At 44.3% G+C, this 15,487-nt stretch carries 15 protein-coding genes and 1 pseudogene; 7 read left to right on the forward strand and 9 right to left on the reverse strand.

Translation table 11 applies throughout. The features are described from left to right. Position 1: 1 nt before the first annotated feature. Positions 2-421 (forward strand): tRNA (adenosine(37)-N6)-threonylcarbamoyltransferase complex ATPase subunit type 1 TsaE, encoded by a 420-nt coding sequence (tsaE, locus tag MLE17_RS12520; RefSeq protein WP_243349046.1) that lies wholly within the window; start codon positions 2-4, stop codon positions 419-421. Between the two features lie 48 nt (positions 422-469). Here the strand turns inward: tsaE and ribD are convergent, their stop codons facing one another. Next, complete coding sequence (gene ribD / locus MLE17_RS12525; protein ID WP_243349047.1) at positions 470-1,516, reverse strand: bifunctional diaminohydroxyphosphoribosylaminopyrimidine deaminase/5-amino-6-(5-phosphoribosylamino)uracil reductase RibD; 1,047 nt, start codon at positions 1,514-1,516, stop codon at positions 470-472. A gap of 86 nt (positions 1,517-1,602) precedes the next feature. On the opposite strand from ribD, the gene prmC reads away from it, so the two are divergent. Then, complete coding sequence (gene prmC / locus MLE17_RS12530; protein WP_243349048.1) at positions 1,603-2,463, forward strand: peptide chain release factor N(5)-glutamine methyltransferase; 861 nt, start codon at positions 1,603-1,605, stop codon at positions 2,461-2,463. Here prmC and MLE17_RS12535 read toward each other — a convergent pair. The 3 genes from MLE17_RS12535 to MLE17_RS12545 form a co-directional block, all read right to left on the reverse strand. After that, on the reverse strand, positions 2,441-2,881 hold the full coding sequence (locus MLE17_RS12535) for an RrF2 family transcriptional regulator (RefSeq protein ID WP_243349049.1): 441 nt from the start codon (positions 2,879-2,881) through the stop codon (positions 2,441-2,443). The two genes, prmC and MLE17_RS12535, sit on opposite strands and share 23 nt — an antisense overlap. A 211-nt stretch (positions 2,882-3,092) precedes the next feature. Further along, the gene (locus MLE17_RS12540; RefSeq protein ID WP_243349050.1) at positions 3,093-3,953 is read right to left on the reverse strand and encodes an RNA polymerase sigma factor RpoD/SigA; all 861 of its coding nucleotides are present in this window, start codon (positions 3,951-3,953) and stop codon (positions 3,093-3,095) included. 241 nt (positions 3,954-4,194) lie between these two features. Continuing rightward, complete coding sequence (locus tag MLE17_RS12545) at positions 4,195-5,670, reverse strand: Do family serine endopeptidase (protein ID WP_243349051.1); 1,476 nt, start codon at positions 5,668-5,670, stop codon at positions 4,195-4,197. Positions 5,671-6,021: 351 nt separating this feature from the next. On the opposite strand from MLE17_RS12545, the gene MLE17_RS12550 reads away from it, so the two are divergent. Beyond that, positions 6,022-6,597, forward strand: a complete 576-nt coding sequence (locus MLE17_RS12550; protein WP_243349052.1) for an acyltransferase — start codon at positions 6,022-6,024, stop codon at positions 6,595-6,597. Between the two features lie 34 nt (positions 6,598-6,631). Beyond that, positions 6,632-7,366, forward strand: coding sequence for a tyrosine-protein phosphatase (locus MLE17_RS12555; RefSeq protein ID WP_243349053.1), 735 nt, complete (start codon positions 6,632-6,634; stop codon positions 7,364-7,366). A gap of 101 nt (positions 7,367-7,467) precedes the next feature. On the opposite strand, the gene MLE17_RS12560 is transcribed toward MLE17_RS12555, so the two are convergent. The 4 genes and pseudogenes from MLE17_RS12560 to recR all read right to left on the reverse strand — a co-directional run bounded on the left by MLE17_RS12560 (position 7,468) and on the right by recR (position 11,078). Beyond that, entirely contained in the window at positions 7,468-8,727 is a 1,260-nt protein-coding gene (locus MLE17_RS12560) for an MFS transporter (RefSeq protein ID WP_243349054.1), read from the reverse strand. A 405-nt stretch (positions 8,728-9,132) separates the two neighbouring features. Next, positions 9,133-9,993: pseudogene (locus MLE17_RS12565) on the reverse strand (glycosyltransferase family 2 protein); the annotation flags it as partial. A 12-nt stretch (positions 9,994-10,005) separates the two neighbouring features. Beyond that, the gene (locus MLE17_RS12570; RefSeq protein WP_243349056.1) at positions 10,006-10,467 is read right to left on the reverse strand and encodes a BT0820 family HAD-type phosphatase; all 462 of its coding nucleotides are present in this window, start codon (positions 10,465-10,467) and stop codon (positions 10,006-10,008) included. Continuing rightward, the gene (recR, locus tag MLE17_RS12575; RefSeq protein ID WP_243349057.1) at positions 10,464-11,078 is read right to left on the reverse strand and encodes a recombination mediator RecR; all 615 of its coding nucleotides are present in this window, start codon (positions 11,076-11,078) and stop codon (positions 10,464-10,466) included. The genes MLE17_RS12570 and recR overlap by 4 nt, the downstream gene beginning before the upstream one ends. Positions 11,079-11,388: 310 nt before the next feature. On the opposite strand from recR, the gene MLE17_RS12580 reads away from it, so the two are divergent. The 3 genes from MLE17_RS12580 to MLE17_RS12590 are packed head-to-tail and all read left to right on the forward strand — an operon-like array spanning position 11,389 to position 14,564. Next, the gene (locus tag MLE17_RS12580) at positions 11,389-12,831 is read left to right on the forward strand and encodes a nicotinate phosphoribosyltransferase (RefSeq protein WP_243349058.1); all 1,443 of its coding nucleotides are present in this window, start codon (positions 11,389-11,391) and stop codon (positions 12,829-12,831) included. Beyond that, the gene (gene pncA, locus MLE17_RS12585) at positions 12,828-13,427 is read left to right on the forward strand and encodes a bifunctional nicotinamidase/pyrazinamidase (RefSeq protein ID WP_243349059.1); all 600 of its coding nucleotides are present in this window, start codon (positions 12,828-12,830) and stop codon (positions 13,425-13,427) included. The genes MLE17_RS12580 and pncA overlap by 4 nt, the downstream gene beginning before the upstream one ends. A gap of 9 nt (positions 13,428-13,436) precedes the next feature. After that, the gene (locus MLE17_RS12590) at positions 13,437-14,564 is read left to right on the forward strand and encodes a tetratricopeptide repeat protein (RefSeq protein ID WP_243349060.1); all 1,128 of its coding nucleotides are present in this window, start codon (positions 13,437-13,439) and stop codon (positions 14,562-14,564) included. 106 nt (positions 14,565-14,670) lie between these two features. Here the strand turns inward: MLE17_RS12590 and MLE17_RS12595 are convergent, their stop codons facing one another. Next, positions 14,671-15,366, reverse strand: coding sequence for a Crp/Fnr family transcriptional regulator (locus tag MLE17_RS12595; protein WP_243349061.1), 696 nt, complete (start codon positions 15,364-15,366; stop codon positions 14,671-14,673). Positions 15,367-15,487 lie beyond the last annotated feature (121 nt).

Raw genomic sequence — 15,487 nt, forward strand, 5'->3', positions numbered from 1 at the left:
GATGCAAATTAAAATTTCAGACCTCGGCCAGATACACGAAGCGGCGCGCACCTTCATCGAAAATATGGGCGATGATACTGTCTTTGCCTTTTATGGCGATATGGGGGCAGGAAAAACAACCTTCATCAAAGCCATCTGCGAAGAGCTGAATGTGGATGATGTAATCAACTCCCCTACTTTTGCGATTATCAACGAATACCGCTCGGGAACAGGAGAACTGATTTACCATTTCGATTTCTACCGCATAAACAAGATTGAGGAAGCATACGATTTGGGTTACGATGATTATTTCTATAGCGGAGCCCTCTGTTTTATCGAATGGCCCGAAAAGGTGGAAGAATTATTACCCGGAGATTGTGTTCCGGTGACTATAAAGGTCAATGAAAACGGAAGCCGTACCGTTCAGGTCGGTGAAAAATAAAAAAAGTGCCAATGATCGGTTCAAACGACATTGGCACTTTTCTTTTCATTACCATTTATTTCTGAAATACATCATTTCCGAAGTCAGGACTTTCTCTGTATAATCGGCTGCCCCACAGATTGAGGGCGCATAAACCCCTTCTCCAAAGCGAATATCCGCCACCTCCACCTGAGCCTCATCCCACAGATTGGCATTGATAAATGCCTGTAGCAATTGCCGGCCGCCTTCCACCAACACCGATTGTATCTTGCGGTCATAAAGCGACTGAATAATCTGCTGTAACATCTCTTTTTCAAAGTCTATCCTTACATATTCACAACCGGACTTCGATGGATGCTCTTTTTCTGTAAATACAACGGTCAAAATCTTACCATCAAATAAATGATAATCGGATGGAATCCGGAGTTGACGATCAAGGACCAGTCTCACAGGATGGTTTCCGGTCCAGAAACGAACCGTAAGCGATGGATTATCATTAATCGCCGTATTGGTTCCGACAAGGATCGACTGCACCTCAGAACGTAATTTATGTACGTGCATTCGCGTCAACTCGTTCGATATCGGAGTCGGACATACGGCATCCTGCTCGCATCTTTTTTTATCAATAAAAGCATCGCGGGTTTGCGCCCATTTCAAAACAATGTAAGGGCGTTTTTTCTCAAGAAAGCAGAAGAAAGCTTTATTCAATTCTCGGCATTCGTCTTCTAACACACCGACATGCACTACGACGCCTGCATCCTGAAGCATCTTTACACCCCGTCCTGAAACTGCCGGAAACGGATCATAAGTACCAATAATAACCCGTGGAATTTTTTTCTCAATAATCAACTTAGCACAAGGTGGAGTTTTCCCAAAATGTGAGCAGGGCTCCAGACTTACATACATGGTCGATTCTTTCAGCAACTCTTCATTTTTCACACTACGAACAGCTTCCACTTCGGCATGGGCACAACCACAAAGAGTATGATAACCTTCACCGATGACTTTTCCATTATGAACAATAACTGCTCCCACCATAGGGTTTGGTGCGGCCGTTGCCACGGCATTTGCAGCCAGTTGAAGGCAACGTTTCATATATTTTTCTTCGATTTGCATTTCGTTTCCTGTTTAGTCTTTTCCGTTATCAAAAATATTCACGCGCTTTATTTTGTATCTTTGCCAAGCTTACAACAATTATTTCGATGAAACAGATTTTCGAACAAGCCCGCATTTTACTACACGATATTTATCCTGAAAAAGAGATTGAAGCATTGGTCAAACAACTTCTGCAGAAGGTATGCAACCAAAGCCGCACCAATATTCTGATATACAAAAATAGGGATTTATTGTTGGAAAATAGAGAGGATGTAATGCAAATGCTAAGCCGCCTCAAAACCGGAGAACCCATCCAATACATTCTGGGAGAAACGGAGTTTTATGGTTCTATGTTTAAAGTAGCCCCCGGAGTATTGATTCCTCGTCCTGAAACAGAAGAACTTGTCGAGCTTATTATCCGGGAAAATAAGGCCGCAGGGCTTGCTGTTCTGGATATTGGCACCGGTAGCGGCTGCATTGCGATTTCCCTGGCAAAGAATATGAACCAGGCAAGTGTAGAAGCCTGGGATATTTCCGAAGATGCTTTAGCCATTGCATCAGGGAATAACCAATTAAGCAGAACCAACGTTACATTCCGCCAGGTAGATGTACTCAATCTGACCGTTGAGCAGATGTCTGCAAAATTCGACATCATTGTCAGTAATCCTCCTTATGTTTGCGAAGAAGAAGCTGAAGCCATGCACGTCAATGTGATGGAGTTTGAACCCCACATAGCGCTTTTTGTACCCGATAAAAATCCGCTTTTATTTTACAGGAAAATTGCAGAGTCAGGTCTTTCCCTGTTGAATCCGAGAGGAAAAATATACTTTGAAATAAATGAGCGTTTCGGATCAATGACGGCCAATATGTTAGCGGAACTGAGTTATTCAAATGCAGAAGTCATCAAAGATATCTTCGGGAAAGACCGAATCGTGATGGCTCAGATTAATCTGCCGGCTCATCAATGATTGAAGCCCTTGCCTCTCTCTTATCAAGAAAATCCTGAAGAGTAAATGAGTGAAAATAATCGGCAATCATATCATTCAGATTTCCCCAGAAGAGCTTCACATCACAGATCGCGTCATTCTTGCAGTCGAAATCCTTTGCACAACAATCTACAACGCAAATTTCATCATCAAAAGCTTGATAGACATCCATCATCGTAATTTCCTGCGGAGGCCGGGTCAGGATATACCCACTCTTCTTTCCTTTAACATTGCAAATCAGGTTAGCTTTTTTCAAAGCATGGATAATAGCATCCAGATATTTCACAGAAATAAGCTGGTTTCTGGCAATATCCTTTTGTAATACTCCTTGCCCAGAATCACCCATCGATATCTCCAACATTGTCCGGATACCGTAACGGATACGTGTATTAAACTTCATCAATTCTATTTTTAATATCTCTTGCAAAGATACTGAAATGTAACCGATTAACTCTCACAATCAGCCGCTCCTTTTTCAAACATATTTGCTTAGTTCCTAAAATCATAATCAAAAAAGCATACAGGAATTTTAGGTAAAATCAGATTATAAGAAAACCGCCTCCGAAAAGAATTCGAAAGCGGCTCCTATAAATATTACACCAAATAATTTTTTATCCTAAATAGCCTTTCAGCAATTTACTGCGTGAGCTTTGGCGCAAACGACGAATCGCTTTTTCTTTAATCTGACGCACACGCTCACGGGTCAAACCAAATTTATCACCAATCTCTTCCAATGTCATCTCCTGCATACCGATACCGAAGAACATCTTGATTATATCACTTTCACGTTCGGTCAGAGTAGAAAGGGCACGGTCAATCTCTTTTGCTAACGATTCGTTAATCAGAGAACGGTCAGCGATAGGAGAATCATCATTTACCAATACATCAAGCAGACTGTTATCTTCACCTTCAACGAAAGGAGCATCTACCGAAATATGACGACCGGAAACCTTCATGGTATCCGAAATTTTATCCACAGGGATATCCAATTCATCAGCAAGCTCTTCCGGTGATGGTTTACGCTCGTTTTCCTGCTCGAATTTAGAAAATGCCTTGCTGATTTTATTCAAAGAACCGACCTGATTCAATGGCAGACGAACAATACGTGACTGCTCAGCCAATGCCTGAAGGATAGACTGACGAATCCACCATACAGCATATGAGATAAATTTAAAACCTCTGGTTTCATCAAATTTTTCAGCAGCTTTAATCAAGCCTAAGTTACCTTCATTAATCAAGTCTGGCAAACTTAACCCCTGATTTTGATACTGTTTTGCTACAGATACTACAAAGCGAAGGTTTGCCCGTGTCAACTTTTCCAAAGCGACGCGGTCGCCTTTTTTGATGCGTTGAGCAAGTTCTACCTCTTCTTCTACAGTAATCAGGTCTTCGCGTCCAATCTCCTGGAGATATTTATCCAAAGAGGCACTTTCCCTGTTCGTAATTGACTTTGTGATCTTAAGCTGTCTCATTATCCTAAAAATTTTTAGCGTGCAAAGATAGTCATTTTCGACTAATTACGCGCATATAAGTTTTAAAAAAGGAAGCATCACGTTTCCGTTAGCTTCCTTTCAATCAATAACCTTACTACTAAACAGTATAAACAACCTTTTGTTTACCTTTAAAACTAAATTTAATACCTGTCTGTCTGAAATTACAAACTGCTATAAATCAGACGACGATTAATTGTTTTCACTGCATGGCTCAAACGGTTTATTCGGACAAATCAATGGCATAATAGGTAGTTTTTCCATTCGGATAAACACCGACGATGAAAAGCGCCTGTTCACCGCTGTTTCCGCTCATTACACGCGAAGCAACTTTATCCACATCTTCCTTACTTTCAATTTTGGTATCATTAATTTTGAGAATCACGAATCCTCTTCTGATTCCAGCCTCCTGAAATTTACCTTTCGACAAATCAGATACCTGAACTCCGGAATTTATGCCCAGTTGCTTTTTCAATTCAGCAGAAAGCGGTTTAAATGCAGCACCCAGGACTTCTGTTCCGGCTTCTTTTACAACAGCCGTATTTCCCTGTTTATTACGTAGTGTCACGGAGAAATCTTTTTCGTCCTTACCCCGCATTACGGTAATCTTCACTTTATCACCCGGACGATAACGGCTGATTTGTTCCTGCAGTTCAGAACCGCTCTTAATCTTAGTGTTATTTACCGCAACAATTACGTCTTTCTCTTTGATTCCGGCCTCCATAGCTGCGCTTCGTTCTGTAACTTTAGAAACAAAAGCTCCTTCGTTGACATGCAGGTCGTATTTTTTTACGACTTCATCGGTTACGGTTCCCATTTCCACACCCAGTAAAGCACGCTGTACGGTTCCATACTGTTTAATATCAGCAACGACCTTACTTACAATAGTCACAGGGACAGCAAAAGAGTAGCCAGCATAATTACCGGTTTGTGACGCAATTGCAGTGTTGATACCCACTAGCTCACCCTTCGTATTTACAAGAGCGCCACCACTGTTTCCAGGATTTACCGCAGCATCGGTCTGGATAAAGGATTCAATCTTCATACTACCATTGGAAGGCATGATTCCTTGTCTGGCTTTTGCGCTGACAATACCTGCCGTCACCGTGGAAGTCAGATTAAAGGGATTACCTACAGCAAGCACCCATTCTCCGACTTTCAGATTCTCTGAATCGCCAAACGGAATCGTTGGCAAATCTTTTTCATCAATCTTTATCAGGGCAATATCTGTAGCCGGATCAGTTCCGATCAGCTTCGCTTTATACGAACGGTTGTTGTTCAACGTGACATCAAGTTCATCGGAACCCTCTACCACGTGATTGTTGGTCACAATATAACCATCAGATGAAATAATCACGCCGGAGCCAAATCCGACCTGTGGTTGTGGTTGCACCTGCTGCTGTCCTCTTTCGCCAAAAAAGAAATCAAAGAAAGGATCTGAAGGCATCGTATATCCCTTCTTCATCGCTGTTGCCTTGATGTGAACAACGGCATGTACGGAATTTTCGGCTGCTACCGTAAAATCGGTAGGTACAGCCGGAGCGGCATTCATGGAAGCTAAGCTTACCGGCAAGGAGTACCCTTCGCTGTTGAAAGCTCGTTCCTTTTTCATCATGTAAGAGTATGCACCCAATGTTACTCCCGAACTGAGGAGGGCCACTGAAACTATGCCCAACCAGTGTTTTGCATTCTGTCTCATTTTCTAAGTCATTTAATTGTTAATCCTAAACGTTAATTTAACGGTTCAACTGTTAGTTTTGTTGCAAACACCATTCTGAAAATTGCGTTTTCGACTCATTTTAAGCACATTTAACCGGTACGATTTATTCTGCAAATGGATTTAACAGATAAAAGGCTGTTTTTGACTCCCTATTGAGTAAAAATGACATGCTATAGAACTCATTTCTGACAAAATGTACTTACTAGCTATTTTCTGACAAAATTGCAGAGGTGGCTTTAAAAAGCTTTCCGAAAACATTTTCGTACATTTGCTTTCTCAATAAACCAGTTTAAGACGAAATCGTCTTATTCAACCTATATCATTAAAACAATGGCGAATTACTTTGTTCATGAAACTGCAATCATTGATGCCGGTTGTCAAATCGGCCCCGAGAGCCGTATCTGGCATTTTTCCCATATCATGAGTGATGCTATCATCGGAAAAAGATGCAACATCGGCCAAAATGTCTTTATCGCGTCCGGGGTGAAAATCGGGAATGGCGTGAAGATCCAGAATAACGTGTCACTCTATTCCGGAGTGATTTGCGAAGATGATGTGTTTCTGGGACCTTCGTGCGTCTTTACCAACGTAACGAATCCGAGGAGTTTCATCAACCGGAAAGAAGAATTTCGCACCACGTACATTGAAAAAGGAGCTACCATCGGTGCCAATGCAACAATCGTTTGCGGTAACCGCATCGGAGCCTATGCGTTAATCGGGGCTGGAAGTGTGGTCACGAAAGATATTCCGCCATACTCACTCTGGACTGGTAATCCGGCCCGACAATGCGGCTGGGTAAGCAAAAACGGACACAAACTTGAATTTGACGCGAAAGGAATTGCCTTTTGCCCGGAAACGCAGGAAAAATATTTATTGAAGAACCATCAGGTGAGTCCGGTTGAATAACCTCTCACTGCACTCAAATCTATTGTCACTGATTATGTTTGGAATTTTCAAAAGTAAAAAGCAAACCGCATTACAACCTATCGGATTCAAAACCGATGTGCATGCTCATATCCTGCCCGGCATTGACGATGGAGCCGATAACCTGGAAGAATCTCTGGAGCTCATCCGCAGCCTGAAGACGCTGGGCATAGAACGCGTCATTGCCACTCCGCATATCACAGAGGAGGTTTTTCCCAACGAGAAGAAGACGATTGGCGAAGCCTACCAGCAATTGCGTACGGCTCTTGATGCCGAGGGAATTCAGTTTGACGTAAAGTATTCAGCTGAATACCGTTTGGACGGCAATTTTCTGTCACATTGGGAAAGAAACGACCTGATTCCATTTCCCAAAAATTTTCTGTTGATTGAAAACTCCTATCTGCAACCCTACTGGAGATTGGAAGAGACAATATTTGAGCTGCATCTGGCCGGATATAAGCCGATACTGGCCCATCCGGAACGCTATACCTATTACCACAACGACTTTGCCGTCTTTGATAAATTGCACGCTTTGAATTGCAAATTCCAAGTGAATATCCTTTCGCTGGCGGGAGTATATGGTAAAGAGGTGAAGAAAACCGCCCTGCATTTGCTCAACAAAGGCTACATTAACTTCCTCGCAACTGATGTGCATCACATGCGGCATATCAAAGCAATGGAAGAATTCCTGCAAACGTCGGAGTTTGAAAAGATATCTGCAAAACTGAATCTACTGAACGATACCTTGTAATTTTTATATCACAGAGGACTTTTGAAAACAAACAGAGAGCCACAGAGAAGTAAAAACTCTGTGGCTCTCTGTGCATAATCTCTATTGTCCTTTGTGACATCTTATTCTTTATGCTTCAGCCATAACCGTCTTAACGGAGGATTGACTTTAGCGGTTACACCAACGACCAGCAACGTCATTGCACCACCAAACACAACGGACGGAATCAAGCCCATCAGCTTGGCAGCAACGCCTGATTCAAAGGAACCCAGTTCATTGGACGAACCGATGAAGATACTATTGACCGAAGCTACCCTCCCGCGCATGTGATCGGGGGTATAGAGTTGGGTAATGGTTCCTCGGATAACCACACTGACATTATCAAATACGCCACTGAAGATTAGCAACAAGGAGGATAACCAGAAATCTTTCGACAGGGCAAATCCAATCATGCACAAACCAAAGCCCAGTACGGCTCCGAGCAACAATCGGCCGCTATGTTTCATCGGCGGATTAAACATCAGATAAAACGACATCACGATGGCGCCGATTGCCGGACAGGAGCGCAAAAAGCCCAGTCCCTGCGGCCCAACACGTAACACTTCCGAGGCAAACACAGGCAACATCGCGACCGCTCCACCAAACAGTACGGCAAACATATCGAGCGAGAAAGCGCCCACCAATTCCGGGCTTTTCATCACAAAGTTTACCCCTTCACGTATGCGATCGAAAATATTTTCCCCGCCTGATTTTACCTCAACGACCAGTTTTGGCGCCTGAATGTTGGAAATCATCAAAAGCGAGATAAAGTAGATGACAAAAACGGAAATATAGGCCGCCTGTATCCCGACAAAGCCATAAATCAAACCACCAATTGCCGGTCCCATTACGGCTCCCACCTGCCAGTTGGCACTACTCCAGGTAGCCGCATTGGCATAGAGCGACTTATCCACCAAATTTCCCAGCAACGCAGTATGGGCGGGCATCAGAATACCGCGCGAAAGACCAGTAAGAAATATGGTTACGAAAATGGGCCAAATGCCCAACCGGTCATAGGCATGGAAGCTCTCAATGCTGTAGAGAGACAAAATCAACGCCCCAAGCAACAGCAGAAAAGTGGTATTGCGGATAATCTTTTTGCGGTCCCACAGGTCGATGTAGTGACCGGCAAAAAGCGAAATGCTAATCTGCGGAATGACTTCCACCAGCCCGATAAAGCCGAGCCAGAGGACGTTGTGCGTCAGGAAGTAGATGTGCCAGCCAACAATGACCGACTGCATCAGCGTGGCCATGGTCATAAAGAAACGGTAGCCGAGAAAATAACGGAAGTTTTTATTGTGTATGACGGCAAATGCGTCGTTGGAGAAGAGTGTTGCTAACATCTTTCTGGATTTACAATTTAGTCATTGACCATTTTACAAATTAACCTGATCATGAAAAATATCAGTTTCGAGAATTCTGAATATTTCCCCCGATCGCCTGCCGCTGGCCTTACTTTTTGGCGCAAAAAGTAAGCAAAAACATAGCCCAAAAGAACTCGCTCGGACGACTATACAAAGTCCTACGATATCTGTCCTTTAGGGAATGGTCTACTCGCTCAAACAGCTTTTGGGCAGTCTGGATTTTGTGTTTGTCCCTTCGGGGTGGAATTCGGATATTCCTGCGGAAATGTTCCGCAAGCAAGAGGACTTGTCCTTCAATCAAGCGGATTGTTCTATCCGGGCAATCATCTCTGCAAAGCTCTCTCCGGAACGGGGGAGCTGCATTGATGAATCTTTGCGCTGACCTTTTTTCAATTTCAACAAAGGAAATTTGAGGACAAAAAGCGAGGCATGAAGCCCAATCGCCATTTTGATGAAGACCGCAAACAGTGCGCTATAGTTGGGATAATGCTTCCTGAAAAAGATGACCATTGCCCCGTAAAAGATCTTCACATAGCGGAGGCTGTCCTTCTTCGTGCTTTCCCCTTTATAATGAATAATGGTTTCGGGCAAATAATAGATGTGATAACCCGCCTGCAGAATGCGATATGAAAGGTCGATATCTTCACCATACATGAAAAAGGTCTCATCCAGCAATCCACTTTTGGCTAATGCCTCAGCACGCATCATCATGAAAGCGCCGCAAAGCACCTCCACCCGGTGGACTTCGTTTTTATCCAGATAGAGCAGCCGGTATTTCCCAAAAAGAGATGATTTTGGGAAAATGGAAGCCAGTCCAAACATTTTGCTGAATGAATTCCAGGGCGTGGGCAGGCTGCGTTTCGACTCGGGAAGGAAACGCCCGTTGCCGTCAATCATCTTGACCCCGACAGCTCCTGCATCGGGATGCTCATCCATAAAATGAAGAGCATTCGCCAGCGACTCCTCCCCCACTACCGTATCGGGATTGAGCAACAGCACATATTCTCCTTTTGCCTGCCGGATTGCCTGATTATTGGCCCGGGAAAATCCGACATTTTCAGTATTTGCAATAAAACGGACTTCGGGAAAAAGCGGAATCAGATACTCCAGCGAACCGTCGGTAGAGACATTGTCCACTACAAAGACCTCCACCTCAATACCTTCCGTGGCTTTACGCACCGAAAGCAGGCACTGCTCCAGCAGCAGGCGGACATTATAGTTGACAATGACAATGGATAACTTCATGCTAATTGGGTTTTATCGGGCGGCTTCGCCATTTTTAATGCGATCAATGGCCTCACCGATAATCAGGAAAATATTTTTACTGCGGTTATTATTTCGGCTCATCAACATGACCGATGAGTCGAATGGTTCAAACATCCGGTCGTGCTTAATCATGTGATATATCTGCCCCCAATCGGGTAATCCTCCGAGATTACGATCATCGATAAAAAGATCGGCTGTCAGTTTGCGGGAAGGCTTTTCCTCCGGTCTTTCTCCCGGAAAAGATTGATTAATGGCGTAAAAATCAACACCAAATCCCCGGCAGTAATCCACCGCTTCCTGTAGCAATTCTCCTTCACGTACAGTCCAAAGGATGAGTTGATGCCCATCGCGCTGCAATTGCAGCAAAGTATCGGTCGCAAAGGGAATCGGCGCCCCAATGCGAGGATATTCGTGCTCGACGATTGTACCATCGAAATCTACAGCTATAATCATATTTTGAATGCTTCGTTAAATAAGGTTCGGTTGATAATAGAACGTCCCAGCGTCACTTCATCGGCATACTCCAGTTCGTCGCCGATAGCCACGCCTCGGGCCAGCACAGTGATTTTCACATCAATGCCGGCCAGTTTTCTGAAAATATAGAAGTTGGTAGTGTCCCCTTCCATTGTTGTACTGAGGGCAAGGATTATTTCCTTCACATCCCCTTTTGACACACGTTCCACCAAGCTCTCTATTTGTAAATCGGCAGGACCGACACCCTCCATCGGAGATATAATGCCGCCCAGCACGTGATAAACACCCCGGTACTGCATGGTATTCTCCACCGCCATCAGTTCCCGGATATTCTCCACGACACATACGGTAGAGGCATCGCGGCGTGGGTCAGCACACAGGGCGCAGACATCCGTATCGGAAATATTGTGGCAAACTTTGCAGTAATTGATGTTTTGAAGATCAATCAAAGCAGACCCAATACCCACCGGCACTTCCGGCTTTTGGCGAAGCAGGTAAAGCACCAGCCTCAGGGCTGTCTTCTTTCCTACACCGGGTAGTTTGGCAAATTCATTGACGGCATTTTCTAATATCGTAGAAGGGTATTCCATTTTTACAAAATAGAGCAAAGACACATCCGGCCATTTGCATCGCAAAGGATTATTTACCTGCAAAAGTAATAAATTCGAAGTGGGATTAAGGTCGGCTAAAGAGTTTTTAAAATGACAAATTGCTTAAAATCTGTATTATCCGGAGATGATTTGTAATTCCCCGGCCAAAACTTTCCACTTTACCTATATGTTTTAATACAGAAAGATATCTACCCAACTCTTCCGGACACTCCCGTAAGAAAAAACTATTTATCAGAATCATACGGCCCTCAAACAACCGTTTACGCAACCAACCTAAACCCCAAAAACGATGTCAACCTCTTCTGAAAACCGTGAATTTCTCCATTTCACCGGCACATATACCGACCTCTACCAACTGACCATGGCACAAGCCTATTTCATGCAGGGAAGATGTAAAGACCACCGGGCTGTTTTCGATTATTTCTTTCGTAAGCTGCCATTCAACGGGGGATATGCTGTCTTTGCAGGACTGGAATCACTCCTGGAGGCGTTGGAAAATCTGCAATTCGACCGGTATGATCTGGAGTACCTGAAAGCGCAGGGATTTGATTCCGGTTTTCTTCACTATCTGGATCAGTTTCGTTTCAGGGGAAATGTGTTTAGCAGCTTAGAGGGGGATCTGATCTTCCCGGTAAGACCTATACTGAGCATCGAAGCCAATATTATTGAAGCGCAGATTGTTGAAACCCTGCTGCTGAATATTCTGAACTTCCAGACCCTTATTGCCACCAAGGCACGACGGATGAGATCCGTGGCAGGCAACCGCGTTCTGATTGATTTCGGACTGCGCCGCGCACACGGACCGGGAGGGTATTATGCCGCCAGAGCTGCCATTGTGGGTGGATTCAACGGAACCAGCAATGTGCTGGCGGGACGGGATTTTGACGTTCCCATCTCCGGTACCATGGCCCACTCATTCGTGGAAAGTTATGACGAAGAGATAAGCGCATTCCGTGATTTTGCCCAAACATTTCCCGAAAACAGTGTAATGCTCGTCGATACCTACAATACCTTAGAGAGTGGCGTGCCCAACGCGATTATAGTGGGCAAAGAAATGGAAAAATCGGGACACCGGCTGAAAGGTATCCGGCTGGATAGCGGCGACCTGGCATATCTTGCCAAACAAACCCGCAAGATGCTGGATGATGCCGGCCTGCACTACGTCAAAATCGTTGTTTCCGATGTGCTGGATGAGCATGTGATTAAAAGCCTTCTGGAACAGGGTGCTCCGATCGACGTATTCGGAGTGGGGACCAAGCTGGTGATCGGTCATCCTGATGCTGCGCTGGATGGGGTTTACAAGCTGGCCTATTACGATGAACAGCCCAGACTGAAACTTTCCGAGTCGCTGACCAAAGTGACCATTCCTTATAAAAAACAGGTGTACAGAGTACTGGATGAATCCGGCAATTTCGCCGGAGCTGACGTCGTTGCCACCATCGAGGAAAAGAGTGAGTATATTAAAATCATGTGCCATCCCTTCGAAGCATTGATGTCGATGCACATTGGCCAGGCAACTAAAGAACCTCTACTCTTCCCGGTTATGAAGGAGGGCAAGCGCATCGCTGAACCTCAACACCTGAACAATCTTGCTGCATTTTGCCAAAGCCGCTTTAACAAACTCCCCGACGAATACAAGCGATTTGAAAATCCGCATATCTATAAGATCGGGCTGAGTCAGGAACTGAAGGAGAAACGGGACAAGCTAATCTTAATGCATCAGAAGAAATGAAAGCACTCATCATCACAGATATTCAAAATGACTTTATCCCCGGCGGTGCACTGCCCGTACCGGAAGGTGATTTGATTATTGACATGATCAATGGCTTGCTGGATCAATTTGACCTGGTCATCGCCACTCAGGATTGGCACCCGGCCATTCATAAGAGTTTCGCGTCAAATCATCAGGGTAAAAAGCCGTTTGACCAAATCATCCTGAATGGTATGGAGCAGACACTCTGGCCTGACCATTGCGTGCAGGGCACAATTGGTGCTGATTTTCACCCCCGGCTTGACATTCGCCCTGTTGAGGCTATTTTCCGTAAAGGAATGGATCCGGAAATAGACAGCTACAGTTGCTTCTACGATAACGGACATATAAAAACGACCGGTCTGGCTGGCTACCTTCACGAAAAAAAGGCCGATGAACTTTATTTCTGCGGACTTGCAGGTGATTTCTGTATCTATTATTCTATTAAAGATGCTCTGAAAGAAGGATTTTCCGTCACATTGATTGAAAATGCAGTACGCTCGATTAACCGGCTCTCGTTTGAAGAGATTAAGATTGAACTGAATAAAAATGGGGTTAAGATTGTTCCCAACTTCTGATATCGATAAATGATGAGAAAGGCTTTCTGCATATTATTCTTATTGTCTGTTTGCCTGACCGGATACAACCAAACGGCTAAAGAGGAATTCAACAAAGGAGTAGAATGTCTGAAAAGCCAGAAATATTTCAAGGCAATTCATTACTTTACCAATGCCATAAAAATCAATCCGGAGTACGCCGATGCCTATAGCCATAGAGGATTGGCCGAGGGAAAACTAAATGATTTCGTACCTGCAATCACAGATATGACCCAAGCCATTCTTATAAATCCCAACAATCCGGTTTATTTCAAGCAAAGAGGATTTTGTAAATTAAAAATCAAGGAATACAATGGAGCAATAGCAGACTACCAAAAAGCCTTAGAGATTAATCCTGGTGATACGACAGCCTACTTTACCCTCGGGAGTATATTTTTAATCAAAGACGATCCAGTCGGGGCCGTTATAGCCTGCACCGGGGCAATCAGCCTTGACTCGACACATGCTGAAGCACTTTCTCTAAGGGGCATTGCCAGAAGCTATCTACATGATTCTACCGGAGCCATATCCGATTTAACGAAGGTGATTGAGCTCAATCCCCGCAATGCCCGGGCCTATTACAACATTGGTGTTGTGAACTCCCTTCTTCAGGATAACCAAAGCGCCATCTCCAATTTAACCAAAGCTATAGAGATTGACCCGGAATATGACGTTGCCTACTATAACAGAGGCATTGCAAAGGAGGCTTTGAATGACGACTCCGGCGCGTTAGCTGATTTTACAAAGGCGATTGAGATTAATCCCCTGAGCCAGGAGGCGTTTCTCGCCAGAGGTATAATCAAAGCCAAAATCAATGATTTCAGAGGTGCAATAGATGATTTCTCCCAGATAATTATAATAAAACCGGATGACCCCAATGGCTATTTTTACCGGGGAATGGCCAGACATGAATTGAAAAACTACCCGGAAGCAATTGATGACTTCACGATGGCAATAACCCTGTTTTCCCGTTTCGCTCCGGCCTATTACCGCAGAGGGTTAGTAAAATTAGCATTGGGACAATTGGAAAATGCTTGTCTTGACTTCAGGGAGGCAGCAAACATGAGGTATATAGAGGCGATAGAAGCGGTAAAGAAATATTGTAAGCAAACGAAATGAGCTTTCGGAAGCCGTCCTCGTGCTTTCAAAGATCATTCTCTAGGTTTCGCTAACTGTCCTCGAGGTTCCGCCAACCGGTCTCTAGGTTACGTCAAATAAAACAGACTCATCCGTTTCGACTAATCATCTCCAGCTTCTCCGGCTGATTGATGATGATGTCCTTTTCTTTCAGGCCAATAATATTTTCCTTTTCGAGTGTCTTGAGTAGCTTCACCGCACTTTCGGTGGAGATGCCGGCAAAGTCTGCAATCTCTTTGCGGGAAAGGAGTTGAAAGATTTCAGGGTACTCCGCCTTGATGCTTTCCAGGTAAAGCAGCACGTCGGCCAGTCGGCCATTCATCTGCTTGTATAATACGGAACTGAGGGATTCGAAAACATTATTATTTTGCTCGCAATAGCGCTTGATGATGCTAAAACTAAATGCACCATTTTGCTTCGCCACCTTTTCGATGGCACTTTTCTCCACCAGAAATGCCTGACAATCCGTCAATGCCAACGATGAATAGTTATAAGTAGGTGATGAAAAAGCCGACGAAAGCCCCACAAACTCACCGGGGCGTATAATCCGCAGGTTGTAACTCTTATTTCCCTCCCCTTCCAGATACTGGCGGGCAATTCCTTTGATAATAAATAAAACGTAAGAGGCAAACGCTCCTTGCTTTGTCAGCGTATCTCCTTTGCGGAAAAGGAGTTGCGTGCGGCTGGAACGCACCAGCATCACCTCTTCTTCGGTGAGCATCTGAAAGCAGGGCGCCTGTATATCGCAAATAAAATTCTGGTCGGTTTCGGTGATTTGTTGCATATCGAATGACTGTTTATTCGCAAAGTTAGTTTAAATCAAGAAAAAACCTGAGCTAAATCAATCGAAAGGTTGTTTAGGCAGATGGCAAATTTCTTCGTCTGAATTTGCCTTCAAAGTAACT

The organism is Parabacteroides sp. FAFU027, assembly GCF_022808675.1.
GTDB lineage: Bacteria > Bacteroidota > Bacteroidia > Bacteroidales > UBA7332 > CAXXIC01.